General features: G+C 65.7%; 23 protein-coding genes. 14 read left to right on the top strand and 9 right to left on the bottom strand.

The genetic code is table 11. The features are described 5' to 3' along the window. Positions 1 to 329: 329 nt before the first annotated feature. The gene (locus tag QFZ46_RS01015) at positions 330 to 1499 is read left to right on the top strand and encodes a hypothetical protein (RefSeq protein ID WP_307357464.1); all 1170 of its coding nucleotides are present in this window, start codon (positions 330 to 332) and stop codon (positions 1497 to 1499) included. A gap of 168 nt (positions 1500 to 1667) precedes the next feature. Then, the gene (locus tag QFZ46_RS01010) at positions 1668 to 2057 is read left to right on the top strand and encodes a hypothetical protein (RefSeq protein WP_307357461.1); all 390 of its coding nucleotides are present in this window, start codon (positions 1668 to 1670) and stop codon (positions 2055 to 2057) included. Between the two features lie 239 nt (positions 2058 to 2296). On the opposite strand, the gene QFZ46_RS01005 is transcribed toward QFZ46_RS01010, so the two are convergent. Then, the gene (locus QFZ46_RS01005; protein WP_307357458.1) at positions 2297 to 3238 is read right to left on the bottom strand and encodes a LysR family transcriptional regulator; all 942 of its coding nucleotides are present in this window, start codon (positions 3236 to 3238) and stop codon (positions 2297 to 2299) included. Between the two features lie 125 nt (positions 3239 to 3363). Here QFZ46_RS01005 and QFZ46_RS01000 point away from each other — a divergent pair, with 125 nt between their 5' ends. Next, a complete protein-coding gene (locus QFZ46_RS01000; protein ID WP_307357455.1) occupies positions 3364 to 4356 on the top strand; it encodes a DUF1852 domain-containing protein in 993 nt (330 codons plus the stop codon). Positions 4357 to 4376: 20 nt separating this feature from the next. Beyond that, positions 4377 to 5411: a methionine synthase gene (locus QFZ46_RS00995; RefSeq protein WP_307357452.1), complete on the top strand. Its 1035-nt coding sequence runs from the start codon at positions 4377 to 4379 to the stop codon at positions 5409 to 5411. Between the two features lie 162 nt (positions 5412 to 5573). Here the strand turns inward: QFZ46_RS00995 and QFZ46_RS00990 are convergent, their stop codons facing one another. Genes QFZ46_RS00990 through pdhA form a run of 3 tightly spaced genes read right to left on the bottom strand, consistent with a single transcriptional unit; the run spans position 5574 to position 8898 of the window. Then, on the bottom strand, positions 5574 to 6794 hold the full coding sequence (locus QFZ46_RS00990) for a dihydrolipoamide acetyltransferase family protein (protein WP_307357449.1): 1221 nt from the start codon (positions 6792 to 6794) through the stop codon (positions 5574 to 5576). An 8-nt stretch (positions 6795 to 6802) separates the two neighbouring features. Further along, positions 6803 to 7798: an alpha-ketoacid dehydrogenase subunit beta gene (locus tag QFZ46_RS00985; RefSeq protein WP_307357447.1), complete on the bottom strand. Its 996-nt coding sequence runs from the start codon at positions 7796 to 7798 to the stop codon at positions 6803 to 6805. Continuing rightward, a complete protein-coding gene (gene pdhA, locus QFZ46_RS00980) occupies positions 7795 to 8898 on the bottom strand; it encodes a pyruvate dehydrogenase (acetyl-transferring) E1 component subunit alpha (protein ID WP_307357444.1) in 1104 nt (367 codons plus the stop codon). The genes QFZ46_RS00985 and pdhA overlap by 4 nt, the downstream gene beginning before the upstream one ends. 146 nt (positions 8899 to 9044) lie before the next feature. On the opposite strand from pdhA, the gene QFZ46_RS00975 reads away from it, so the two are divergent. Next, positions 9045 to 9662 carry a TetR/AcrR family transcriptional regulator gene (locus QFZ46_RS00975; protein WP_307357441.1) on the top strand — a complete coding sequence of 206 codons (618 nt, stop codon included), beginning with the start codon at positions 9045 to 9047 and terminating at the stop codon, positions 9660 to 9662. A gap of 59 nt (positions 9663 to 9721) precedes the next feature. Here the strand turns inward: QFZ46_RS00975 and QFZ46_RS00970 are convergent, their stop codons facing one another. Then, positions 9722 to 10291 (bottom strand): TetR/AcrR family transcriptional regulator, encoded by a 570-nt coding sequence (locus tag QFZ46_RS00970; RefSeq protein ID WP_307357438.1) that lies wholly within the window; start codon positions 10289 to 10291, stop codon positions 9722 to 9724. 148 nt (positions 10292 to 10439) lie between these two features. On the opposite strand from QFZ46_RS00970, the gene QFZ46_RS00965 reads away from it, so the two are divergent. Together QFZ46_RS00965 and QFZ46_RS00960 are read left to right on the top strand one after the other, a co-directional pair. Next, entirely contained in the window at positions 10440 to 10691 is a 252-nt protein-coding gene (locus tag QFZ46_RS00965; RefSeq protein WP_307357435.1) for a hypothetical protein, read from the top strand. Beyond that, entirely contained in the window at positions 10688 to 11731 is a 1044-nt protein-coding gene (locus QFZ46_RS00960) for an NAD-dependent epimerase/dehydratase family protein (protein ID WP_307357433.1), read from the top strand. Before QFZ46_RS00965 ends, QFZ46_RS00960 begins: the two co-directional genes overlap by 4 nt. A gap of 16 nt (positions 11732 to 11747) precedes the next feature. Here the strand turns inward: QFZ46_RS00960 and QFZ46_RS00955 are convergent, their stop codons facing one another. Then, positions 11748 to 12446 (bottom strand): TetR/AcrR family transcriptional regulator, encoded by a 699-nt coding sequence (locus QFZ46_RS00955; RefSeq protein WP_307357431.1) that lies wholly within the window; start codon positions 12444 to 12446, stop codon positions 11748 to 11750. 148 nt (positions 12447 to 12594) lie between these two features. Here QFZ46_RS00955 and QFZ46_RS00950 point away from each other — a divergent pair, with 148 nt between their 5' ends. The 6 genes from QFZ46_RS00950 to QFZ46_RS00925 are packed head-to-tail and all read left to right on the top strand — an operon-like array spanning position 12595 to position 20244. Then, positions 12595 to 14379 carry an ABC transporter ATP-binding protein gene (locus tag QFZ46_RS00950; RefSeq protein WP_307357429.1) on the top strand — a complete coding sequence of 595 codons (1785 nt, stop codon included), beginning with the start codon at positions 12595 to 12597 and terminating at the stop codon, positions 14377 to 14379. Beyond that, positions 14376 to 16109, top strand: coding sequence for an ABC transporter ATP-binding protein (locus tag QFZ46_RS00945; protein WP_307357426.1), 1734 nt, complete (start codon positions 14376 to 14378; stop codon positions 16107 to 16109). The genes QFZ46_RS00950 and QFZ46_RS00945 overlap by 4 nt, the downstream gene beginning before the upstream one ends. 29 nt (positions 16110 to 16138) lie before the next feature. Continuing rightward, complete coding sequence (locus tag QFZ46_RS00940) at positions 16139 to 16789, top strand: MptD family putative ECF transporter S component (RefSeq protein ID WP_307357423.1); 651 nt, start codon at positions 16139 to 16141, stop codon at positions 16787 to 16789. After that, positions 16782 to 17516, top strand: coding sequence for an energy-coupling factor transporter transmembrane component T (locus QFZ46_RS00935; RefSeq protein WP_307357420.1), 735 nt, complete (start codon positions 16782 to 16784; stop codon positions 17514 to 17516). Before QFZ46_RS00940 ends, QFZ46_RS00935 begins: the two co-directional genes overlap by 8 nt. Continuing rightward, positions 17513 to 19000 carry an ABC transporter ATP-binding protein gene (locus QFZ46_RS00930; protein WP_307357416.1) on the top strand — a complete coding sequence of 496 codons (1488 nt, stop codon included), beginning with the start codon at positions 17513 to 17515 and terminating at the stop codon, positions 18998 to 19000. Before QFZ46_RS00935 ends, QFZ46_RS00930 begins: the two co-directional genes overlap by 4 nt. Continuing rightward, positions 18997 to 20244, top strand: coding sequence for an MFS transporter (locus QFZ46_RS00925; protein ID WP_307357413.1), 1248 nt, complete (start codon positions 18997 to 18999; stop codon positions 20242 to 20244). Before QFZ46_RS00930 ends, QFZ46_RS00925 begins: the two co-directional genes overlap by 4 nt. Before the next feature lie 33 nt (positions 20245 to 20277). On the opposite strand, the gene QFZ46_RS00920 is transcribed toward QFZ46_RS00925, so the two are convergent. From QFZ46_RS00920 to QFZ46_RS00910, 3 genes are all read right to left on the bottom strand, one after another. Next, positions 20278 to 21102: a hypothetical protein gene (locus tag QFZ46_RS00920; RefSeq protein WP_307357411.1), complete on the bottom strand. Its 825-nt coding sequence runs from the start codon at positions 21100 to 21102 to the stop codon at positions 20278 to 20280. Positions 21103 to 21181: 79 nt separating this feature from the next. Continuing rightward, positions 21182 to 22474 carry a sensor histidine kinase gene (locus QFZ46_RS00915; RefSeq protein ID WP_307357408.1) on the bottom strand — a complete coding sequence of 431 codons (1293 nt, stop codon included), beginning with the start codon at positions 22472 to 22474 and terminating at the stop codon, positions 21182 to 21184. A gap of 34 nt (positions 22475 to 22508) precedes the next feature. Next, positions 22509 to 23186 carry a response regulator transcription factor gene (locus tag QFZ46_RS00910; protein WP_307357405.1) on the bottom strand — a complete coding sequence of 226 codons (678 nt, stop codon included), beginning with the start codon at positions 23184 to 23186 and terminating at the stop codon, positions 22509 to 22511. 137 nt (positions 23187 to 23323) lie between these two features. On the opposite strand from QFZ46_RS00910, the gene QFZ46_RS00905 reads away from it, so the two are divergent. After that, complete coding sequence (locus tag QFZ46_RS00905; RefSeq protein ID WP_307357403.1) at positions 23324 to 24142, top strand: endonuclease/exonuclease/phosphatase family protein; 819 nt, start codon at positions 23324 to 23326, stop codon at positions 24140 to 24142. The last annotated feature ends 82 nt before the right edge of the window (positions 24143 to 24224 follow it).

Raw genomic sequence — 24224 nt, 5'->3', positions numbered from 1 at the left:
CTACCCGGACTTCTTCGCTCAGGCGGGTCCAGGCTCGCTTGAAGCGTGGTTTGAACTTTGCCGAAAATCCCTGGCTAGACCAAGAATCTCACGAATCTGGACCGCCGTAACGGGGACGTTGAATTATTGGAACATTCGGTCGAGAGCTTTCAGTGGGACCAAGCGGCGCTGGACGGTGCCGTGGACCAAACGGTGACCAGAAGCGTTCTAGGACCGAGGGCACAGGATCTGCCTCCCGTGTCATGTTGGTGCGATCCGCCTGGTCCTTAGTAGAGCCTCCCTGCAAAGAAGCTCGCCCGAGCGAGAGCAACTACGGCAGAGTGGGAACTGTGACCGCTGATGACACGCATGCCGAACTCCGAGCCGTGTGGGACCGGTTGGAGCGTCGACTGCGAGTTCGCCGCGACAACGCCAACATGGACTTCGGAGGCGACACCTTCCATGTCGAGTTCGGAGACAAAGCCAATCGCGCAGCGAGCCTAGGACGATACCTCGACTCCGCAGTCCAGTTGTCAGATAGGCATCACTACGGTCCAGCGTTCACGATCCTCCGAACCGGTCTCGAACACGCAGTCTTCGATTGGTTAGTCTTCCTCTGCGACACGTATGTGGAGCGCATGCGTTCGGTTTCAGATGAGACCTGGGAAGAGTGGCAACGGGAACGAGAGGCAGGCGCCGATTGGACCGCCAACATCCACACCTGGAACCGCACCAAGAAGGGTGACGTAACCATCCGAAGGCGGGGACTACTGTCGGCGCCCGACGAGCACGGCAACCAGGAAAAACTGAGCATCTACTACTTCCTGATCGATGAGTACGACGGTCTTCTAGGAAAGCCCGCCGACCAAGAGGATGACGGCTTCCTCACTAAAGACGAACTACGACGTCGTGCTAGTGAGAACGAAGCTCGCTGGTTTGTGTACCTCCGGTGGTCCGCGCTCTTGGAGAACCTCGAAGAGAACGGACTCGTCGACGCTGCCGACTCCGGGCGGCTCAGCGTCCACTACAGGTTTCTCTCCAGCTACGCGCACCCTGTTACGAACAGCGACCTACGGCTGTATGGCCGCTACCTCGACGGAGCGACTCCTCACTACGACCACTACGCGAGCGAATTGGTACTGCTCTATGCCATTGCGATCGCTGCACTGGAACTCCGCACCTACAGCCAAGGAGTCAAAGAACGTCTCGACGCCGAAACTGCCGACGACGAGGGAACTACCAAGGACCTCCAGGCGGCAGATCAAGTTGCAGGGCACTTCTGGTTTCTAGGCGAGAACCCCCACCCGAGGGACCACCATGACGAGACGAACAGACGATCGATCCGTCAACTCCGAGCACGTGGCGACGGGCCGGTAGTAGTCCCGAAGATGTCAGAAGTGGCCTTCCCCCGCGATCCACTCTCCAGGCTTGTCAGACAGCACGCCAGTTCTTATGGTCGAGTCGCAGGAACCGAATACATAAGCCCTTGGCCGCGCACCGACGCATCCGGGAGAGGATGAGGATCACGCTCTCGGGCGGACGCTTTGTCAGATCCCTCGACCATGACGTGCCTGTTCGGGCTGTCCGGCGGTCGAGAGGAGGGCGTTGGCTTGTTCGGCCGCCGACGCGAGATGCCGGTCGTCGGATGGAGGTCGCTCCTCGCTGAGGTGGACAACGATCCTGTCGTTGTGCCCATCATCGAATCGCTCGACATATACGGAGGTATGGGGCGGTTCTACTACCTCGATGAGCTGGGCGACGCCCCGCAACTGGTCAGCCCCAACGACTCATGGCAGAGCATCGAACAAGCAGTGCTCACTGACCCGGCGGTCGCAACGCTCTACCAGCAGGCGATGAACGACGTTGGCGACAACGATGCCTGGGAAACATTCATCCGTGCCCTGCACGAGCGATCGCGGTGTGCGAACGAAACCGTGCGCTGGGGGGAGATCGGCGGAACATTCGGCTTTGAGGTACACCCCGGCCGAGAAGACCGAGCAGTGAATGACTCCTTCATGGTGAGACCTTCATCGGGACCTTCGGCCTCGCTGGCTCGTGTCCGGTCCCAACAAGACTGAAGTCGACTTATCGGCATTCGCGTGCTGCCTGACGCCGCGAACCAGGTCTGAGCGAGGGCCGCCACATCGCGAACAAGATGTACCAGAAGTCCGCCGACAGGAGACGATGTCAAGATCGAGCGAGTGCGTTCGTGCTCTGCGGCGTGGGCGCTGAGCGTGGTCGAGGAGAAGTGGTCGCTTCTTGCGGTCCTGTCGCCCGGACGCCGCGTCCTCCCTCGGCGGCCGACCGGCGGACAGGGTCAGCCGAGAAGTGTCACGCCGAACCCCGAGACAACAGTTCGCAGTTCGGTGAGATAGCGCTGCGCCTGGTCGGTGAGCGGGATCGCGGAGTGGCCGATCCAGCCGATCTCGATGTGCTCGTCGACGTCGAGCGGGATGGCGACGATTTCGGGGTCGAGGTCGTCGCTGATGATGCCTGTCGAGATGGTGTATCCGTCGAGCCCGATCATGAGGTTGAAGATCGTCGCACGGTCGGAGACCCGGATCTCCTGCGTGCTCGAGAGGGTGGAGAGGATCTCCTCGGCGAAGTAGAAGGAGTTGTTCGCGCCCTGGTCGAACGTGAGCCGCGGCACGTCGGCGAGATCGGCGAGGGTGACGCGATCTCGAGAGGCGAGCGGGTTCTTGCGGGAGATGAAGATGTGCGGCTCGGCGACGAAGAGCGGATGGAAAGCGAGCCCGGAGTCCCGCAGCAGCTTGTCGATGACGTTCCGGTTGAAGTCATTCCGGTAGAGGATCCCCAGCTCGCTGCGGAGGGTGCGGACGTCTTCGATGATGTCCCACGTGCGCGTCTCCCGCAGCGAGAACTCGTACTCGGCCGCTGAGCTCGCCTTCACCATCCTTACCAGCGCGTCGACAGCGAACGAGTAGTGCTGCGTCGACACCCCGAGCAGACGCCGTGACGGCGGTCGATCGAGATAGTGCTGTTCGAGGAGCGCCACCTGCTCGACGACCTGCCTGGCGTATCCCAGGAACTCCACGCCATCGCTGGTGAGCGTCACACCGCGGGCCGAGCGCAGGAGCAGGCCGCGCCCCACTCTGCTCTCGAGGTCTTTCATCGCCGCGGACATCGTGGGCTGTGCGACGTAGAGCAGATCGGCGGCAGCGCTGATCGACCCCTCTGCGGCGACCTCGATGTAGTACGTGAGTTGTTGCAGCGTGATGCCGCTCGATCGCCTTGCCATAGCTTCACACTATGCCAAGGTATAGTCGCAGCGCATTTCTCGATAGGGGTGCTGAGCCGCCACCATGGAGGGACCCCACCTTCGCGAGGCCGAGCCCGGCCGATCAGCTCACCGATTGGCACCTCATGGCGCACGATTTCACTTTCCGCATCACGACGACCCGCTTTGACGAGGATTACTCCCCGTCGGACAACTCCCGGATCACCACGAATTTCGCCAACCTGGCGCGGGGTGAGCATCGTCAGCAGAACCTCCGCAATGCCTTGACGATGATCGACCGCCGGTTCAACGATCTGGCGCACTGGGACAACCCGACGAGGGATCGGTACACGCTCGAGCTCGAGATCGTCTCCGTCGCGGTGCAGTTCGCCGCAGAAGGCGAGGACCAGGAGTTCCCGCTGCTCGAGGTTCTGGACATCCGAATCCTCGACCGTCTCACCGGAAAGCGCAGCCAGGGGATCGTGGGGAACAACTTCTCGTCCTACGTCCGCGATTTCGACTTCAGCGTGCGGCTGCCGGCGGCGAGCGAAGCCGCAGGCGGGTTCGCCGTTCCCGCCGACTTCGGTGATCTGCACGGCAAGCTCTTCCAGCACTTCCTCGACTCGGAGGCCTACCGGGAACGCTTCACGGTGTCGCCGGTGATCTGCATCAGCGTCTCGACGAGCAAGACGTACCGTCGCACCGAGAATCACCACCCGATCCTCGGTGTCGAGTACGAGCAGAAGGATTCCTCGCTGACCGACGAGTACTTCGGCAAGATGGGACTCTCGGTCCGCTATTTCATGCCGCACGGCAGTGTCGCGCCGCTGGCGTTCTACTTCCGCGGGGATCTGCTCGACGACTACACGAACCTTCAACTCATCGGCACGATCGGCACGATGGAGACTTTCCAGAAGATCTACCGACCGGAGATCTACAACGCGAACTCGGCCGCGGCGAGCGTCTATCAGCCGAGCCTCGAGCAGCAGGACTACTCGGTGACGAAGATCGCTTACGATCGCGACGAGCGCAGTCGGCTCGCGACCGAGCAGGGGAAGTTCGCGCACGAACACCTCGTGAAGCCGCACGGAGAATTCCTCGAGCAGTGGGCAGCCACCTACCCCGTTCCTGTCGGATGATGAGCGGAGTACCACCGATCATGCACACGCTTCTGCCCACGTCGATCGTCGGCAGCCTGCCGAAGCCGTCCTGGCTCGCCCAGCCTGAGACCCTGTGGTCTCCGTGGAAACTGGAGGGTGACGCCCTGGTAGAGGGCCGGCAGGACGCGCTGCGCATCGCAGTCCAGGAGCAGCGTCACGCGGGAATCGACATCGTCAGTGACGGAGAGCAGTCGCGCCAGCACTTCGTGACGACGTTCATCGAGCATCTCTCCGGTGTCGATTTCGACCAGCGGGAGACGGTGCGGATCCGCGACAGGTACGACGCGAGCGTGCCGACGATCGTCGGTGCCGTGGGCCGTGAGAAGCCCGTGTTCGTCGAGGATGCGAAGTTCCTCCGCCAGCAGACCGATCAGCCGATCAAGTGGGCCCTGCCCGGTCCGATGACGATGATCGACACTCTCTACGATCGCCACTACAAGAGCCGCGAGAAGCTCGCATGGGAGTTCGCGACGATCCTGAATCAGGAGGCGAGAGAGCTCGAGGCGGCGGGGGTCGACATCATTCAGTTCGACGAGCCGGCGTTCAACGTGTTCTTCGACGATGTGCAGGACTGGGGCGTGGAGGTGCTGGAGCGGGCGGCCGAGGGCCTGCGCGCAGAGACGGTGGTGCACATCTGCTACGGGTACGGGATCAAGGCGAACACCGACTGGAAGGCTACTCTCGGGGCGGAGTGGCGCCAGTACGAGAAGTCGTTCCCGCTTCTGCAGCGCTCGAGCATCGACATCATCTCGCTGGAGAGCCACCACTCCCACGTTCCCCTGGAACTCATCGAGCTCATCCGGGGCAAGAAGGTCATGCTCGGAGCCATCGATGTGGCCAGCCAGACGATCGAAACCCCGCAGGAGGTCGCCGACACCCTGCGGGATGCGCTTCGTTTCGTCGACGCGGACAAGCTCATCGCGAGCACGAACTGCGGCCTGGCGCCGCTGCCGCGTGACGTCGCGCGCGGCAAGCTGCACGCACTCAGCGCTGGTGCCGACATTCTTCGCGAAGAACTCACGGCCGAGAAGTAGCATCCGCGGGAGAGGTGCCTGGCGGCGATGACGGCTATGAACTCCGCCAAAACTCCGCCAGGGCCGGCTCGAAGCACGCCTCCTTGGAACGGAAATACCGCGGCGGGGCGCGCGTGGCGTCCCCGCCGCGATGGAAGTCGCCGAGCGCCGATATGGACTGTTTCAGGCGATGACGCTCAGGGGGCTCTCCAGCAGGTCGGTGAGGGATGCAAGGAATTGCGCGGCGAGGGCACCGTCGATGATTCGGTGGTCGGCGGAGAGGGTATACCGCATCCGGTGACGGACTTCGACGGACCCGTCGATGACGACGGGCTCTGGCTTCGCGGTGCCCACGGCGAGGATCGCCCCTTCGGGCGGGCTGATGATCGCGGTGAACTGTTCGACGCCGTACATGCCGAGATTGCTGATCGTGAAGGTTCCGCCTGCCATGTCTGAATTGCCGAGCTTGCCTTCCTTCGCGAGTCCGGTCAGCCGCCTGGAGTCCGATGCGATCTGCGATGCCGACTTCTGATCGGCGTCGATGACCACCGGAACGACCAGCCCCGTGCCGGCGGAGACGGCGATGCCGATGCTCACGCGCTCATGCAGGAGCGTTGCTCCGCGCCCCTCCGGTGTGTAAGAGGCGTTGACTCCCGGATGCTCGCGGAGTGCTACCGCGCAGGCGCGGACCAGGAGGTCGTTGATGCTGATCTTGGGTCGGCCCGACGATGCGGCGTGCGCATTGATATCGGCGCGCAGAGCCAGAAGCGACTCGACATCGGCCACTGCGGTGACGAAGAAGTGCGGTGTAGTGCTGCTGCTCTCGCCGAGACGACGGCTGATCACCTGTCGGGTCCTGTCGAACGGTACGGCGGTCGACTGCCGTGCGTCATCGGTCGATACGGCGCGGTTCGCAACTGCAGAGGACTCGACGGTGATGTCCGCCTCGTCGAGGGTCGGGTCCTCACGGTTCAGTGCATCGTCGATGTCGGCGCGGACGATTCGACCGCCGGGGCCCGAGCCGGTCACAAGGGTGAGGTCGATCGCGTGCTCGCGGGCGAGCCTGCGCACGAGAGGCGTGGCGAACAGTCGCTCGGAAGGCGGGCGGGGAGGCGCAGCGAACTCATCGTCGGCGCGCGTCGGCGTTGCCGAATCTCCGGTCTCGGAAATGCCGTCGTCGATGCGGGCGATGACCGTGCCGATGGTTGCCTGTTCGCCTTCGGGGACGACGATGTCGAGAAGCACGCCGGCGTCATACGCCTCGTACTCCATGGTGGCTTTGTCGGTCTCGATCTCGACGAGGAGGTCACCGACGGCGACCGCATCGCCGGGCTTCTTGTGCCAGACGGCGATGGCGCCCTCTTCCATGGTGTCGGAGAGCCGGGGCATGTGGATGTCGATCATGGTTGTCCTTAGGCGCGGCGGGAGACGGCGGCGAGGGTCTGACGGATTGCGGTGGCCGCGTCTTCGGGGGACGGAAGCGCAGCGGTCTCAAGTGGTTTGGAATACGGAAGCGGCACTTCGGCCATGGCGACGCGGCGCACAGGGGCGTCGAGCCAGTCGAACGCACCGTCGGAGATCGTCGCGGCGACCTCGGCACCGATCCCGTAGGTGAGCCAGTCGTCCTCCAGGACCACCGCGCAGTGGGTCTTCTTCACCGACGCGATGATCGTTTCGCGGTCGAGGGGACGCAGGCTTCGAAGATCGACGACCTCGACGTCGATACCGTCTGTCTCGGCGAGCTGCTCGGCGACGTCGAGCGCGACGGCGGCCATGCGTGAGTAGGCGACGACGGTGATGTCAGAGCCCCGGCGGGTGACGGCGGCGCGGCCGATCTCGGCCGGGGTGTCGTCATCGGGTACCTCGCCCTTCGTGTTGTAGAGGGCGAGATTCTCGAGGAACAGCACCGGGTCGTCGTCGCGGATCGCGGCCAGCAGCAGCGCCTTGGCATCCGCAGGGCTGGAGGGGGCGACGACCTTCATGCCGGGCACGAACGCGTAATAGAGCTCGATGTTCTGAGAGTGAGTGGCGCCGAGCTGCTGCCCGCCGCCGCCGGGCGTGCGAATGACGAGGGGCACGCGCGCCTGGCCGCCGAACATGCCGTAGATCTTCGCGGCGTGGTTGACGATCTGATCGAGCGCGAGCAGCGAGAAGTTGATGGTCATGATCTCGACGACCGGACGCAGCCCCAGCATGGCGGCGCCGATAGCCGCTCCGGTGAAGCCCTCCTCTGCGATGGGGGCGTCCCGCACGCGTTTCTCGCCGAACTCGGCGAGCATGCCGGCGGTGATCTTGTACGAGCCCTCGAAGACGCCGATCTCCTCGCCGATGAGCAGCACGTCCTTGTCGCGCAGCATCTCGGCGCGGAGGGTGTCGTGCAGGGCCTGCCGGTAGGTCATGATGCTCATACGGGTGCTCCGATCAGGGGGAAGGGCGCCGGTCCAAAGAGGGGTTGCCCGGGCAATCGCCGGGAATCGTTCGGCACGGCGGTGGCGTAGGTGTAGTCGAAGAGGGTTTCAACTGAAGGGTGCGGGCTGGCCTCGGCGAACGCGACGGCTTCGCCGACGGCGCGCATCGCCTCGGCATCGATATCGGCGATCGCCTCGTCGGTCAGCAGGTCCCGTTCGGCCAGCTGGACAGCGAAGGCAGCGACGGGGTCGCCGGCCTTGAGGGACTCCGCCTCGTCCTTCGCGCGATATTTCGCCGGGTCGACCACCGAATGACCTTTCAAGCGCCCGCTCACAGTTTCCAGCAGGAACGGCTTGCCCTCACGTGCACTCGCGAGCGCGCTGAGCGTCGCGTCCCGCACGGCCACCGGGTCGTTGCCATCGACTCTGGCTGAGGCCATCCGATACGAAGCCGCCCGTTTGTACAGTTCGGGTTCGCCGGAGGACTGCTCCACCGTGGTGCCCATGCCCAGACCGTTGTTGACGACGACGTAGACGATGGGGAGTTGCCAGAGGGCTGCGATGTTCAGCGATTCGTGGAATGCCCCGATATTGGTCGCGCCGTCGCCCATCACGCACACCACAGCCTCCTTTCCGCTGCGGTAGTCGATCGCGAGTGCGGCACCGGTCGCGAGCGGCACTTGTCCTCCGACGATCCCGTACCCGCCGAGCAGCCGCGCCTCAAGATCGAACAGGTGCATCGACCCGCCCCAGCCTTTCGACACGCCGTCGCTGCGCCCGTACAGCTCGGCCATGATCCGTCCCGGTGCGATGCCTCGCCCGATCGCGTATCCGTGCTCCCGGTAGTTCGTGAACAGGTAGTCGCTCGGTTCCATCGCAGACATGAGCCCGACGACAGTGGCTTCCTCTCCGAGGTTGAGATGGCAGTATCCGCCGATCTCAGCCTGCGTGTAGGCCCGTGCTGCCCGCTCCTCGAACCGGCGAATCAACACCATCTGCCGGTAGAACGCCAGCAGCATCTCGTCGGGTGGCGCGGCATGCGGCGTCGTTCCCGCTGCTGCTTTCGGGGCGGCGGTGGGCCTGGATCTGCGTACGGCCATCGGGACTCCTCACACGGCGCCCTTCTGGGGCGCAGTTTGCTCGATCACGCGGTGTTCCACCGGCGATTAATGAAACGAATGCGTTTCATTATAGGATGATTGTTGATGGCGTCGACCTCCGATGCTCCTAGGACGGAAGGTCACCTATGAGCGGCACCTCGACGAACCCGGCCCGCAAGAGGGGGCGCCCGACCGCTGACGAGCGGGAGCAGCGCAGGGACCAGATCCTAGACGCGGCAGTGGAGCTCTTCGTCTCGAGCGGCTACGGCCAGGTCACTCTCGACGAGGTCGCCGCCGCAGCCCGAGTCGCCAAGAGAACGATCTACTCCTACTTCGGCGACAAGGCCGAGGTCTTCACGGCGGCCATCGAGCGATTCCGTGGTCGTGCACTCGACGACCTCGAATCGGACGAGAGATTGCTGGAAGACCTCGCGACACGACTCGTCTACGAGTTGCATTCCGACGACGCGGTCGGGCTGCACCGGCTCATGATCGGCGAGTCTGCACAGTTCCCCGAGCTCGCCGACCGCTTCTATACCAGCGGGCCCGGCGGCTATATCGAACTCCTGGCAGGGCGCCTGTGGGAGGGGGTGCCCCAAGGTGACCGGGGTCACCTTGCCGAAGCGCTGTTCGGGCTACTGCTCGGTGAAGCCCACCGCCGCCGCCTCCTCGGGTTGTCCCCAGCGCCCACGCGCGAGGCTGCGCGAGATCACGCCCGCGCCGCGCTTGCCGTGTTGCGGATCGTCGGCGGTGCGGAGCGGTGACGGGTTCACCTGGGATGCGCTGCGGGAATGAAGTTGCCCAATCTCCGCGGCTCGCTTGCTCAGCCGCCGACCGCCGCCAGGGCGCGGGCTTGCGCGACGACCGCCGCCCGCCGCGACGACGCGGTGCTGCCCGGTGCGACGAGAGTGGCGACGTGAGGGAGGCAGCGATCGGCGAGAGCGAGTGAGATCAGGCTCAGCACCAACTCGGCGACGTGTGTGCGATCGTGCTGCGGAAGTGCTTCGGCGAGCGAGGCCACCATGGCGGCGCAGCCGGCGGCGCGGCGCTCGGCGGACACCGGCTCGGAGAGCTCGAGGCTCTCCCACGCCAGGAGGCGCGCGAGGTGCGGATGTGCGGCTGCGCTGTCATGCAGAGCGCCGGCGACATGGCCCATCGCGTCCGCGCCGCTTCCCGTCACGGAGATGCCGTCAAGGAGGTGCTCCACCTCAGCGGCCAGGACGGCGGCGAAGAGACCGGCCTTGTCGCCGAAGTACTGGTAGATGCGCTCCTTGTTGACTCCGGCCTCGCGGGAGATCGCGTCGACGCGGGCGCCAGCCAGGCCCACGTCTGCGAACTGTGCGGTCGCCGCCTCCAGCAGCTTGCGGCGCGTGGCCTCGGTATTCCATGACATGTGCCCAGCCTAGTGAATCCAACCATTCAGTTGCAATTGTCGATGACGGTTCGTATGGTCGATATCCAACCAAACGTTTGGAGATTTTATGCGTCCGCTTCCTCGCCCTCTGCAAGCCGTGATTACCTGGGCTGCGATTCTCCCGCTGGTGCTCATCGCTTCGGCGATCGTCGCGCCCTTCACCTCGGGATGGCCCGATCCGCTTCGCACAGCCGTCGTCATCACCGTTGTCGTCCCCATCGCCGTGTTCTGGGCCGTTCCTACGTTGGCGAAGGCGGCGCAGCGCATGCGCGGCGTCCCGCCCGAGGTGGTGGCCGCTGCGTGCTCAGCGCGCACCCTGCCGGCGTCCGATACTGTCGGCGACATCACGCGCGACTCGAGCTCGGACCCGAGGAGATGAGGGCGCTCGTGTTCGGCGCGCGCGGAGCCGTTGGCTCTGCCGCGTCGGCCGCGCTGCGACAAAACGGGCACGAGGTCGTCGGCGCCGGCCGGCGTGCGCCGGAGGATGGCGTCGCGATCGACGCGTCGACATCGGCAGGACGTGCCCGGCTGAGGGTCGAGGCGGCCCGCGCCGATGTCGTCCTCGATGCGAGCGGCCTCGAATCCGCAGCCGTGCAGGCGGCAGTGGGTGTGACGCCGCTCGTGGATGTTTCCGCGACTGCGCTTCACCTCGAGCGGCTCGCCACCGGTGTGCCGGAAGGAGGTGCGGTCCTGCTGGGGGCGGGCATCGCGCCGGGGCTCAGTACCGTGCTCATCCGCGCTCTCGACCCGCAGCCCGGGGAGGAGATCGACGTCGCGATCATGCTTGGTGCAGGCGAAGCCCACGGTCCCGCAGCCGTGGAATGGACCATGCGCCTTGCTGGTGATGACGTATACGCAGCGCCCGAGGCGTATCCGGTCGCCAACCTGCGCTCACGACGGAAGTTCCCGCTCCTCGATGGCACGCTGCGTGAGCACCTGAGGGCGGACTTTCCCGACGATCTGCTCGTCGGGCGCCCGCTCGGAGTCGGAGTCCGCAGCTGGCTCGCACTCGACAGCCGACTTGCGACTGCGGCACTGCGTCTCGTCGGCGCTGTTCCGTCGCTGGCCCCGCTGCTGCGCCACGCGCCGCATCTCGGCGGTGAGGCCTGGAGCGTCACCGCGGTCAAGAGGGGATCGACCCGACCACTCACAGCCACAGGGGAGGGGCAATCCGGCGCCACCGGGCGGCTCGCGGCCATCGCGGCCGAGCGGCTCGTGGAGTTGCAACTGCGCGGCGCCGTGACGACGGCAGATGCGGTGCGTTTCGATGAACTCGAGCGAGCCGGTGATATCAGGGTCACGGGGATGTCGGCGATAGGGGCTGAGGTCGACGGATCGAAGGGCGCGTTTCACAATTCGAAACGGTACCGGCGTCATCGCTTTCCGCAGCCCATCGGTCAGCGCCGAAGTTTGTCCTGATCTGCCGGAAGAGAAATCAGAGCCCGGAACGCTCCGGCGAGAGAAGGGTGGCCTCGAGTCCGGCGATCGTGGTGTCCACGACGACACCGTAGTAGTCCCACCGCATTCGTGCTGCGGTCTCGCCGCCTTCGGCGAAGGGGCCGATGAAACGCTGTCCCATCGCGCGGACTTCTACTGAAGCAGTGGGCATCTCGTGGAACTCCGCCATCATCGTTGCGTGGTCACGAGGGCCGTCCCCTTCATGTTGGAGGCGGTCGTCGCTGATCGAGATCGTGAGCATGGCGTTGTTGAGCAATACGGCATAGGCGGTCTCGGTTCGCTCGCCGAACCGTGCGCGACGCAGGACGGACAGCCCGGACTGGAGAATGGGCAGCGCGGCGGGATGCGTGGGCCCGTGCATGAGCATCCACTTCGCTGTGCCGGGATACTCCGCAGCACGCGTGCCCGCGGAGTGCAAGAGGATGCGGAACCACTCCTGCCATGGTAATCCGGGATCGGGCAGCTGAATCCGCTCGAGCATCCGCTCGACGACCCGTCGGCACAGCAGATCCTTGCCGCCGACGTGATGGTAGATCACAGACGGTGCGACACCGAGCCGACGGGCGAGGTCTCGGATCGACCAGCTCATCAGATGCGACTCGCGCGTGAGGTCCACTGCTGAATCGATGACGAGGTCAGGGGTCAGCCCGACGTGAAACGGTGCGGGATCGGTCATGTGGACGATCTCTCCTTAAAGCGAACTGGACCGGAAGGTTCAGACCATTGAAGTTAGGGTCGCCTTACTTGTACGCTGAGGCCGAATAGAACACTGTTCATACTACTGTGTGATAATGGTTCTCAATAAGCAGCAGGGGGATACGCGTATGAGCGACCAGAGCCAGGCATCGACCGTTCGGGCGGCAGGGGAGTCTTTCTTCGCGCCGGTGCGCGGGAGTCTCGCCGGCATCGTCGCGTTGAGCGTGCTCGGGGCGCTCAGCGGAGTGATTCCGTTCATCGCGATCGTCGAACTCGCCCGCACGTTGCTGCCGGCGTTGTCGGGCGACAGCATCGACGCCGCACGAGTGTGGATCATCGTCGCCGTTGCCGTGGTGGCGTTGTTCGTGAGCTTCGGGTCGGCGTTCCTGTCAGGACTGGTGAGCCACTTTGCTGATGCCGAGCTGCAGCTGACGCTACGACAGCGGATCGTGCGTCATCTGCAGCAGTTGCCGTTGGGGTGGTTCGACCGGCGTGCCTCGGGGACCGTGCGCAAGCTCGTGGAGAACGACGTCGTCGCGCTGCACCAGCTGGTCGCGCATGCGATCCACGACGTCGTCGCTGCGGTCTCGGTCCCCGTCGTCAGCCTCACCTATCTGTTCGTCGTGCAGTGGCAACTTGCCGTGGCGGCGCTGGTGCCATTGGTGGTCACCGCGATCTTGTACCCGGTCCTGATGCGTGGCGGGGCGGAGAAATACCGGCAATACGACGAGTCCACCGCGGCGCTTTCCGGGGCGACCGTCGAGTTCGTCCACGGGATCGCCGTGGTCAAGCGATTCGGGCAGATCGGGCGCAGCCATCGACGATACCGGGACGAGACAAGAAGGTATGTGCACTTCGTCGGTGAGTGGACGCGCGAGACGGCCGTGATGTTCACAGTCATCGAAATCATCACGTCGCCGGTGGTGGTGCTGGTCTGGCTGCTCGCCGTCGGCGTCTGGCTGGTGAACGCTGGCGCGGCGGCTCCGATCGACGTGCTGCCCGGTCTGCTGCTGGGTCTCGGGCTGACGGGCCCGCTGATGAAGCTCGGATCTTCAGCGCAGTTCCTGCGCAATGCGACCAAAGCACAGCAGTCGCTGTCTGAGTTCTTCGCGCTCGAGCCCGTTCCACGCGATGACGCTCCACGCAGTCCAAAAGGGCGCGACGCCGCGTTCGATGCCGTCTCCTTCAGTTACGACGGCAAGCGCCGGGTGTTGCACGAGATCACCGCGGCGTGTGCGCCTGGCACGGTGACCGCATTGGTCGGTGCGTCCGGCTCCGGAAAGTCGAGCCTTGCCAAGCTTGTGCCGCGCTTCTACGACGCACAGGAAGGCACAGTCGCAATCGGGGAAGTCGATGTGCGGCAGATCGCCGCGACCGAGCTGTATCGCCAGGTGGGGTTCGTGTTCCAGGATGTGCAGTTGCTGCGGGCGAGTCTGCGTGACAACATCCGCCTCACGCGCCCAGCTGCCTCCGACGAGGAAGTGGAGGACGCGGCTCGGGCGGCGCAGATTCACGAGCGGATCCTGCGGTTCGATCGCGGCTACGACGCGGTTGTCGGAGAGGACGCGAATCTCTCCGGCGGTGAGGCGCAGCGCGTCACGATCGCTCGGGCTCTGCTCGCTGACACGCCGGTGCTTGTCTTGGACGAGGCGACCGCGTTCGCCGACCCTGACTCGGAGGCGTCGATCCAGCGCGCGCTGTCGATCCTTGCCGCAGAGCGCACGGTGCTGGTGATCGCGCACCGACTGCACACGATCGTCGGTGCGGATCAGATCCTGGTGCTCGATGAGGGTCGAATCGTCGAGCGCGGCACGCACGCCGAGCTTGTCGCGGCCGAAGGCAGGTTCGCTCGAATGTGGGCCGACTATCAAGCCAATCATGCCCGCTCTCTTCCGGAAGGAGTCCTGCCATGATCCGCCGGCTTCTGCACTACTCATCACCCACCGCACGCCGTCTGCTCATCACCGAGTTGGTGTTCATCGTTGCTGCTGCGATTCTTCAAGGCCTTGCGTTCCTCTTGCTCGTGCCTCTGCTGCGGGCGCTGTTTCTCGGCGATGTGGATGCCGCGGGGTCTTGGCTGATCGTCGTCGCCATCGGCGGAGTCGGGTATGTGCTGGCCGCATGGTTCGCGAGCCAGTTCGGAATGAAGACGAGCACTGCGTTGCTCGATTCCCTGCTCACTCGGCTCGGCGAACGGCTGGTGGAGCTTCCGGTGGCATGGTTCGGTGCGGACCGGTCCGGTCTTATCGCCGGCATCGCAACCCAGGGCGCGATGTTCGTCTCCAATATGCCGTACGCGATCCTGCGGCAGATCCTCACCGGATTCATCACCCCGGGCACAGTACTGATCGGGATGTACTTCTTCGACTGGCGTCTCGCACTGACGATGACAGTGATGGTGCCTGTCCTCATCATCGGCTACCGGTGGTTGCGCGGAACGTTCGGCCGGGGAGACGCCATTCACGCTGAAGCCGTGGACGACGCATCGAACCGGGTCATCGAATTCGCCCGCGCCCAGCCCACCTTGCGCACCGCAGGAGACGATTCGATTGCAGACCGACTGGTGGAGGACGCCCTGCAGAACCAACACCGTGCCTACCGGGGAATGCTCGTCACAGGCGGGGCGGGCATCGCGACCTTCGCGGGCATCGTCCAGTTCTCCCTGACCTTGTTGCTCGTCGTCGGGGCGTATCTCGCGGTCGGGGGCACCGTCGACATCGCGACACTCATCGCGTTGCTCGTGCTCGGTGTGCGCTTCAACGAGCCCATCGTCGCCGCTGGCGATCTCGGCGGTGGCGTCGCCGTCGCTCGCACCACCCTCGACCAGCTCGACCGACTCGCCGCGGTCATCGCGTTGCCGGAACCGGCAGTGCCCGCCGTGCCAGCCGATTGGGAGATCGATTTCGTCGACGTGACCTTCGGCTACGGTGACGCGCCGGTGCTGCGAAACATCTCCTTCACGGCTCCCGCTGGGGGCATGACGGCGATTGTCGGGCCGTCCGGTTCAGGGAAGACGACGATCACGAAGCTCATTGCCCGCTTCTACGACCCTGAAGCGGGAACAGTGTCGATCGGTGGCGTCCCGCTCCCGCGGCTCGGCACTGACATCGTCGAATCGGCGGTCGCCCCCGTGTTCCAGGACGTCTATCTCTTCGACGACACCATCCTCAACAACGTCTGGATCGGAAACCCCGACCTCAGCCGCGAGGAAGCAATAGCCGCAGCTACGCGTGCCAAGGTCGACGAGATCGCCGAACGTCTTCCCGGCGGATGGGATGCCAAAGTCGGCGAGGGCGGCTCCAACTTGTCCGGCGGCGAGCGTCAGCGGGTGTCCATCGCGCGAGCGCTGCTGAAGGATGCGCCGATCGTCCTACTGGACGAGGCGACCGCGGCGCTGGACATCGGCAACGAGATCGCGATCGGTGAGGCAGTCGACGCCATCCGATCCGACCGGACGATGATCGTCGTCGCCCACCGGTTGCAGACGATCATGACCGCCGACCGCATCATCATGCTCGACGGCGAGGGCGGCATTCGCGAGACCGGCACCCACGCGCAGTTGCTCGCCGCCGGCGGCGCGTACGCCCGCTACTGGACCGAGCGCGTCGACGCCACCGGTTGGCAGCTCGCCTCACACGACTGAAACACCCACCCTTGAAAGGACCTGATTCGATGACCGACCACACCCTGGCGTCCTCAACAGTGACGCCCGCCCCAGTGAAGACTCGATCTCCGTTCGCTGTGCGATTCTCCGCCCGAGACCTGCTCAACGTCGCGATCTTCGCCGTCATCTACTTCGTGATCGTGTTCGCGGTCGCGATGCTCGGCGTCATCAGCCCCGTGGTGATGCTGCTCACCCTGCCGCTGTCCGCCATCGCAGCCGGCATTCCCTACATTCTCTTCCTCACCCGCGTCCGGCACGCAGGTATGGCCGCTCTGTTCGGTCTTGTCGTGGCGCTCCTCTACCTCATGATGGGGCAGCCCTGGCAGAGCACCCTCGTCACGATCGGCGTATCCGTCCTTGCCGAGCTGATCCTGTGGGCCGGGAACTACCGGTCGAAGTGGGCGACGATCTGGGCGTACACGGTGTTCTCCGCGTGGTTCGTCGGGCCCTGGATCCCGTTCTTCCTTGACCGCGACGCATACTTGCACTCCGGGAGCATGGAGGGCATGGGCCAGGAGTACATCGCAGCTTTCGATCAGCTCGTATCGGCGCCGATGGTACTCGGGATGGTCGCGGCGACCGTCGTTTGCGGCTTCCTCGGCGCACTGCTGGGCACCAGATTGCTGCGCAAGCACTTCCAGAGAGCCGGCCTTGCCTGAGACCGAGCCTCCCGCGGCCGTCATGCGGCGCCAAGGGGGTCTGGATCCGCGGTCGAAGATTCTTCTGGTGCTGGTCTGCAGCATCGCCGTGATGAGTCCTGGCGGGCTGCGCTTCGTCCCGTTCGTGCTGCTCGTGGCAGTCATACTCGCTCTGTCGGAGCGAGCATGGACGCGCGCGCTCGGGCTGATGGCGACCGCGACGGTGATGGGAGTTCTCGGCTGGATGCTGCCACTGTGGTGGCCAAACGCCTTCACAGCGATCGTGGCACTCGCGTGCACCTACCTGATCCGTTTCGCCGCCGCGATCGGCGTCGGTATGCACCTGATCGGCACGACCTCTCCGACTCAGCTCGCCGCCGCATTCCGGGCCTGGCGGATCCCACGTCCGATCTCGGTGACCCTCGCTGTCATGCTGCGGTTCTTCCCCGTGGTCAGTTCCGAGGCCGCGTCAGTGCTGGATGCGATGCGGCTGCGCGGGCTCGCAGGCGCGAGCGGGCTGCTGCGCCACCCGGTCCTCACCCTGGAGCGGTTCACCGTGCCTATGATCGCCGCGAGTCTGCGCGCCAGCGAAGATCTCTCGGCCTCCGCCATTCTCCGCGGGCTCGGCTCGCACCGCATCCCCACGGCCATGCACCCGCCGCGCCTGGGAAATGCCGACCTCATCCTCGTCCTCGTTGTCGCCGTGCTCGTCACGGCGGCCCTGATCCTTCCGGCGCCGCTGACATGATCCGCATAGACCACACCTACTGGACTTATCCACACGCCGAGCAGCCGAGCCTGCGCGACCTCGACCTGCATGTCGTCCCCGGCGAGTTCGTGATTCTGTGCGGTGCGTCAGGGTCCGGCAAATCCACTGCCCTGAGGCTCATGAACGGTCTCATCCCGCATTTCCACGACGACGGCATCCTCGCCGGCATCGTCACCGTCGACGGGCTGATCACCGCTGACGCGGAACTCGATGCGATTGGCCTCCTCACCGGGACGGTGCTGCAGCATCCCCGGCGTCAGTTCTTCACCGACAGCGTCCCGGAAGAGGTCGCCTTCGCAATGGAGAACTTCGGCGTCGAACCCGAGGAGATCCGGACCAGGGTCACCAAGGCGGTCGTGGACCTCTCCGCAGGCGTGCCGGTCGGACAGCGGTTGCGGGATCTGTCCGGCGGGCAGCAGCAGCAGGTCGCGATCGTCGCCGCGACCGCGCACTGGCCCCGCATCCTCCTGCTCGACGAGCCCAGCTCGAACCTCTCAGCCGACGCCGTGCGCCGGCTGACGGTCACCCTTGCAGACCTCAAAGCCAGGGGAGTGACGATCGTGGTCGCCGAGCACCGCATCCGCTACCTGGAGGACCTCGTCGACCGCGTGATCGTCATGCGTGACGGTGCGATCGACGTCGAATGGACCGCCGCTCAGTTCCGCGCAGTGCCGGACGAGGAGCTTGCGCGTGAGGGGCTGCGGGGAGTCGTGGCCGCGGTCGATCTGCCCGTCGTCCCGGCCTCCGGACCAAGCATCGCCGGTGGCGTCGACGCGTCCGATGTTCCCGAAGCCGAGCTCGAACTCGAGGCGATCCGCTGTCACCTCGGCGGGCGCGCGGTGCTCGATATCGACCGCATCGCGTTCTCCGCCGGTACGGTCACCGCGATTCGCGGCGTCAACGGCGCAGGAAAGACCACCCTCGCCCGGGTAGTGACTGGCCTGCAGCGCAGCACCGGCGTCGTACGCCTCGACGGAAAGGTACTGGGCGCCAGAGCGCGGCAGCGGGCGAGCGCGATCGTCATGCAAGACGTGCAGCGTCAGCTGTTCACCGACAGCGTTCAGGCCGAGATCCACCTCGCCGCCGCCCACAGCCGGGCACCTCAGACGGAGGAGATCCTCGACGCCCTCGACCTCACTGCTTTCGCCGAACGGCATCCGCTGTCACTGTCCGGCGGTCAGCAGCAGCGCCTCGTCGTCGCGGCCGTCCGCGTCGCCGGCCGCCGGATCGTCGTCTTCGACGAGCCGAGCTCCGGCGTCGATCGCCGCCACCTGCAGTCCATTTCCGACCAGATCCGCCGCGTCGCCGACGACGGCGCCATCGTCCTGCTCATCAGCCACGACGACGACCTCCTCGCTCTCACCGCCGACTGCCAACTCACCCTCGCCCCTGCCATACCCGACTCTGTTTCCGACGTCACCGCCACGACCGCACAGGACATGTCTTCCAAGGAGATCCGATGACCCCGCCGACCACCGACACGGCAACGCGGCCGACAACATCGCGCTCGCAGATTCCGCTGCTGCTGGGAGCCGTATTCCTCATCTACCTCGGCCAGATGACCCTCAACCCGATCATCGCGCCCCTGTCGCGCGAGGTAGGGCTTGCCGAATGGCAGATCGGGGTCACCATCAGCGCGGCCGCGATCATGATCGTGCTCACCAGCCAGTTCTGGGGACGCCGCTCCCAATCCTGGGGACGCAAGCCCGTACTCGTGGCCGCCTTCTGCCTCGCCGTGGTCACCATGGCACTGTTCGCGGTGCTGGCCTGGCTCGGCATGACCGGCGCGATCACCGGAACACTCCTGTTCGTGCTGTTCGTGATACTGCGCGGGATCGGTTTCGGCACGGCGATCGCAGCAGTGCCGCCCACGGCGCAGGCCTACATCGCCGACGTCACGACCGATGAGAGCGCTCGAGTGAAGGGCATGGCCGCGGTCGGTGCAGTGCAAGGCATAGCGATGATCGGTGGCTCCATCGTCGGCGGACTCCTCTCGGCGTTCGGACTCATCAGCCCGCTCATCGCCGTACCCATCCTCCTCACCGTCGGCCTCGCTCTCATCGTCTTCCGCCTCCGCCGCGAACCCCGCCACGAACTCATCCAGGCGCCTGTACGCATCAGTCCACTCGACCCGCGCGTGTGGCCGTTCCTGCTCGCCGGATTCGGAATGTTCACCGCACTCGGATTCATCCAAGTCATCACAGGGTTCATCGTCCAAGACCGCCTCGGACTCGATGCAGCAACCACAGGCCTGGTCACCGGCGGCGCACTCCTCGCCGCGGGCGTCGGTATGGTCCTCGCGCAGACCGTCGTCGTTCCTCGCAGCGGCTGGAAGCCTGCGACCCTGCTACGCGTCGGCGGCGTGATCGCGCTCATGGGCTTCCTGGTGTTGATCGTCGACGCAGGTTCGGTGCTGCTGTTCGCCGCCGTCCTGCTGGTCGGACTCGGCTTGGGCATCGCCATGCCCGGCTACACCGCCGGCCCCACCCTCCTGATCGGCAGAGAAGAACAGGGCGGTCTCGCCGGAGTAATCGGTGCGACGACTGGACTCACCTTTGTCATCGCCCCCACTGCCGGTACGGCGCTCTACGGCCTCTGGGCGCCGTTGCCCGTCATCACCGCAGCCGCGATCATGCTCATTGTCACGGTGTTCGTCCTCACCCATCCTCGATTCCGACGTGCGAATACTGCGAGTCGGCTGCGATGATCCCCGACGCCAGCGGTGCAGGACGCGACCCGCTCAGTCGTCGATGTCGGTGCCGACGACGGCGAAGTCCGCGCTGAAGTCGATGTCGATCGAGCGGTTGTCTGACGTGAGGACGGACGCGTCGTACGGGCTTACCTCGTCGCCGTCGACGTCGAGGTCGGTGATCATCCCGTCGGTTTCGGCGAGCGCGGCGGTGACCAGTTCGCGGATCGTCTCGTCGTCCAGGCTCAGACTGGCGGCCGTGTCGTCGCCGTCGGCCGGGTCGGTCGAGATGACGGATGCGGCGAGCTCTTCGTCGACGCGGACATCGGTCTCGTCACCTGCGGCGTTCGTCAACTGCACCTCCCAGGTGCCGTCTCGTTTCGCGTCGATCGAAGTGACGTCGCCCTCAGCTGCGCCGCGCGCGGCATCCGCGATGCCGATCAACTCATCGGCCGATGCCGTTCCGATGCCGGTGCCCGAACCGCTGCCGTTCGAAGACGCACCGTCGTCAGTGCTGTCGTCGTGGCCGCCGTCGTCGCGGGACGCGTCATCGTCGTGCGCATCATCGTGGCCAGCGTCGTCGGATATCGATGAACCGTCGTCATCGCCGAACTCGTCTCCGATCGCCGCGCCGACCGCGATGCCGCCGCCGGCGAGCAGCACGGCCGCCGCGATGCCACCGCCGATGAGGAGCGCCCGCTTGCGTCCGGGCTTCCCCTCGGAGTGAACGGGAGCAGGAGTAGCTGCTGGGGCCGCCGGATGCGGCGCCTCGCCCGACGTCGGCGCCACGGGAACCGTCTGAGCATCGGGCGCGGACTCCGGGATGTGAGGCGTGTGGTCGGGGGTCTGGTCGGGAGTGGGTGTCTTGTCGTCCATGTCACGATCGTCTCGCGAGGGCGCTGAAGCCTCCCTGAAGCATCCTGAAGGCTTCTTCAGGAACCGCGGATCCGCCTGGTCAGGCGCCGAGTGGCAGTGCGAGCACGAAGCGTGCGCCGCCCCAGCGCGAGTCGTCCACGACGAGAGTGCCGTGAGCTGACGCTGCGATGCCCCGTGCAATCGCGAGGCCGAGTCCGCTGCCCCCGGCGTCGCGGCTGCGCGCCTCGTCGAGCCGGACGAAGCGTTCGAAGATCCGCTCCCGCTCCTCAGCCGGCACGCCGGCGCCGTCGTCCTCGACCGTGACGAACACGTACCGATCCGATGGCGTCACGCTGATCGCGACTCGGCCACGGCTGTGGCGGGCGGCATTGTCGGAGAGATTGCGCACCAGCTGACCCAGCAGGCGCGGGTCGCCGTGCACCTGCGCGGCGTGGATGCCGGAGCCGTCGACCTCGAGCCCCGCCGCGCGCAACCGCCGCACCTCGCCGAGTGCGATGTCGTCGAGGTCCATCGCCTCGTCGTGCGTACTCGCGCCCTCGTCGAGCCGGGCGAGCAGCAGCAGCGACTCTACGATGCCCTGCAGACGCAACCCCTCCTCCGAGACGACCTCCGCGAGCTCGCCGATGCTCGTCACGTCGGGATGGGCCTGAGCGAGCTCCGCATGCTGGCGGATGGTCGCGAGCGGAGAGCGCAGCTCGTGCGACGCGTCCGACACGAATCGCCGCTGTGCGGTCGCGGCGGCATCGAGCCGATCGAGCATGCCGTTCATGGTGGTCGCGAGCGCGGCGATCTCATCCGCCGTGTCCGGCACCGGCACGCGCTGGTGGAGGCGCTCGGCGGTGATGCCGTCGACGTGCTCGCGGATGCGCTCGACCGGGCGGAGCGCGCGGCCGACGACGAGCCAGGTGGTCACCGCGACGAGGAGCAGGAGCAGCGGAACAGCGACGGCCAGCAGGGTCGAGACCGTCGCCAGGGTGTCCGCGTCGTCCTCCATCGAGACGGCGAGCACGAGACTCTGGTCGCCGTCGAGGTCTTCCGAGACCACAAGCATCTGCTCCTCGTCGACGATGAGCGTCTGCGCGTCGTCGGAGACGGGGAGCGCGTTCGATCCCAGCGCTTCGCGGGCATCCTCGCTGGCGACGCGGACGGACCCGTCCGGTTCGATGAGCTGCACGATCTCGTCATCGATCGCGTCGATCACGTCTCCGCCGGCGCCGTCGAGACGTCCGGCGAGTTCTTCGAGGCGCTGCTCCGCCGCGCGCTCCGTGCTGCCATGGATGCTGGCGCTGAGAACGCCGTAGAACGAGAAGGCGCCGACGATCAACGCGACCGCGACGACGACCGTCGCCCCGAGCGTCGTCCTGCCGCGCACCGAACGCCAACCGCGAACCGGGCGCCGGCCGCGGCTAGCCACCGTCTGCCGCCAGCCGGTAGCCCGCACCGCGGATGGTCTCGATCGCCTCGCGGCCGAACGGCTTGTCGAGCTTGCGGCGAAGGTGCCCGACGTACACCTCGACGATGTTCGGGTCACCGTCGAAGTCGTCGTCCCAGACGCCGTCGATGAGGGCGCGCTTCGACAGCACCTGGCCGCGATGGCGCATCAGGTACTCCAGTACGGAGAACTCCCGCGCGGTCAGCGTGACGACGCTCTCGCCGCGCCAGACGCGGTGCGCGGCGGGGTCGAGCCGCAGATCGCCCGCTTCCAGAATCGCCGGGCGCGCGACGGCGCCGCGGCGGACGAGCGCGCGCAGGCGTGCCACCAGGATCGCGAACGAGAACGGCTTCGTGACGTAGTCGTCGGCCCCGGTCTCCAGCGCCTCGACCTGATCCCACTCGCCGTCCTTCGCGGTGAGCATCAGCACAGGTGTCCAGTTCTCCTCGGCGCGCAGCGCCTCGCACACCTTCCACCCGCTCATGCCCGGCATCATCAGGTCGAGCACGATCGCGTCGTAGCGCGTCTCCCGCGCCCGCCAGAGTCCGTCGACGCCGTTGTGTGCGACATCGACGGCGAACCCCTCGGCCTCGAGACCGCGGCGCACACCGTCGGCCAGGCGCACCTCGTCGTCCACCACCAGGATCCGCATTCCTCCAGTGTGGCCGCTCAACGCTGAATCCGGGCTGAAGCGGGTTGCGAAGTCGACCAGGGCGCGTATTACTCGCTTCTGTCACCTGGAGATCGTTCTGCCACGAAGTGGCGCCCGCTTCTTTGTAAGATCGGCACATGTCAGAGTCGACTGGTCGCCGTGTGCGGATCTACACTCACAACATCTATGCGCGACGGGCCGGCTGGGAAGATCGTCGGGAAGTTCTCGCACGCGGTGTCGTCAGCCTGCGACCCGACATCGTTCTGTTTCAGGAGGAGGTCTGGTCTTCCGACTACGATCAGACCCGCGATCTGGTGCCGTCGGACTGGAACGTCGTGCATTCGGCAGCCAGATCAGCCCAGGAGTCCAGTGGGATCTCGATTGCGAGCCGGTGGCCGATGACATTGATCGAGGAGGTCGATCTCACTGAGGGCGGTCCACCGATCGATGAGTTCGCGTGGGCTGCGTTGATCGTTCGCGTGACATCGCCCATCGGAGACCTTGTGATCGTGAATCACTTCCCCGACGCCGCCGTGGATCGCGAGAGCGAGCGGGAACGGCAGGCCGTCGTCGTCGCGCGCAGGGTCGCGGCCACGTGCGATCCCGACATTCCGGTGGTGCTGGGCGGTGATCTCGACGCCGAACCGCACGCGAGCAGCCTGCGGTTCCTCACCGGGCTTCAGTCGCTCGCCGGGGAGAGCACGTCGTATCAGCGGGCATGGGATGCGGTCCATCCGTTCGAGCCGTGTGTGACGATCGATCCGGTCCGCAATCCGTTGACGGCGGGAATGCGCAACTGGCCGTACCGGCAGATCGATCACCTCCTCGTGCGAAGTGGACTTGACGGGCTTGCGGCCTTGCAGATCGAGACATGCTCCCTGGTCCACGATGAGCCGGTGGACGGGGTTTGGGCGAGCGACCACTTCGGCCTCTTCATCGAGTTGACGTCAATCTGACGGCCTCGTCCCGGGAATCACATGGCGCTTTCTCCGCGGGTCGACGGCGATCGACACCTGAACAGCACCGGCGCATACTGAA

Source organism: Microbacterium murale (assembly GCF_030815955.1).
Classification (GTDB): Bacteria; Actinomycetota; Actinomycetes; order Actinomycetales; family Microbacteriaceae; genus Microbacterium; species Microbacterium murale_A.
Note: the sequence above shows the minus strand (reverse complement) of the source record. Positions and strands in the feature narration are given on the sequence as shown.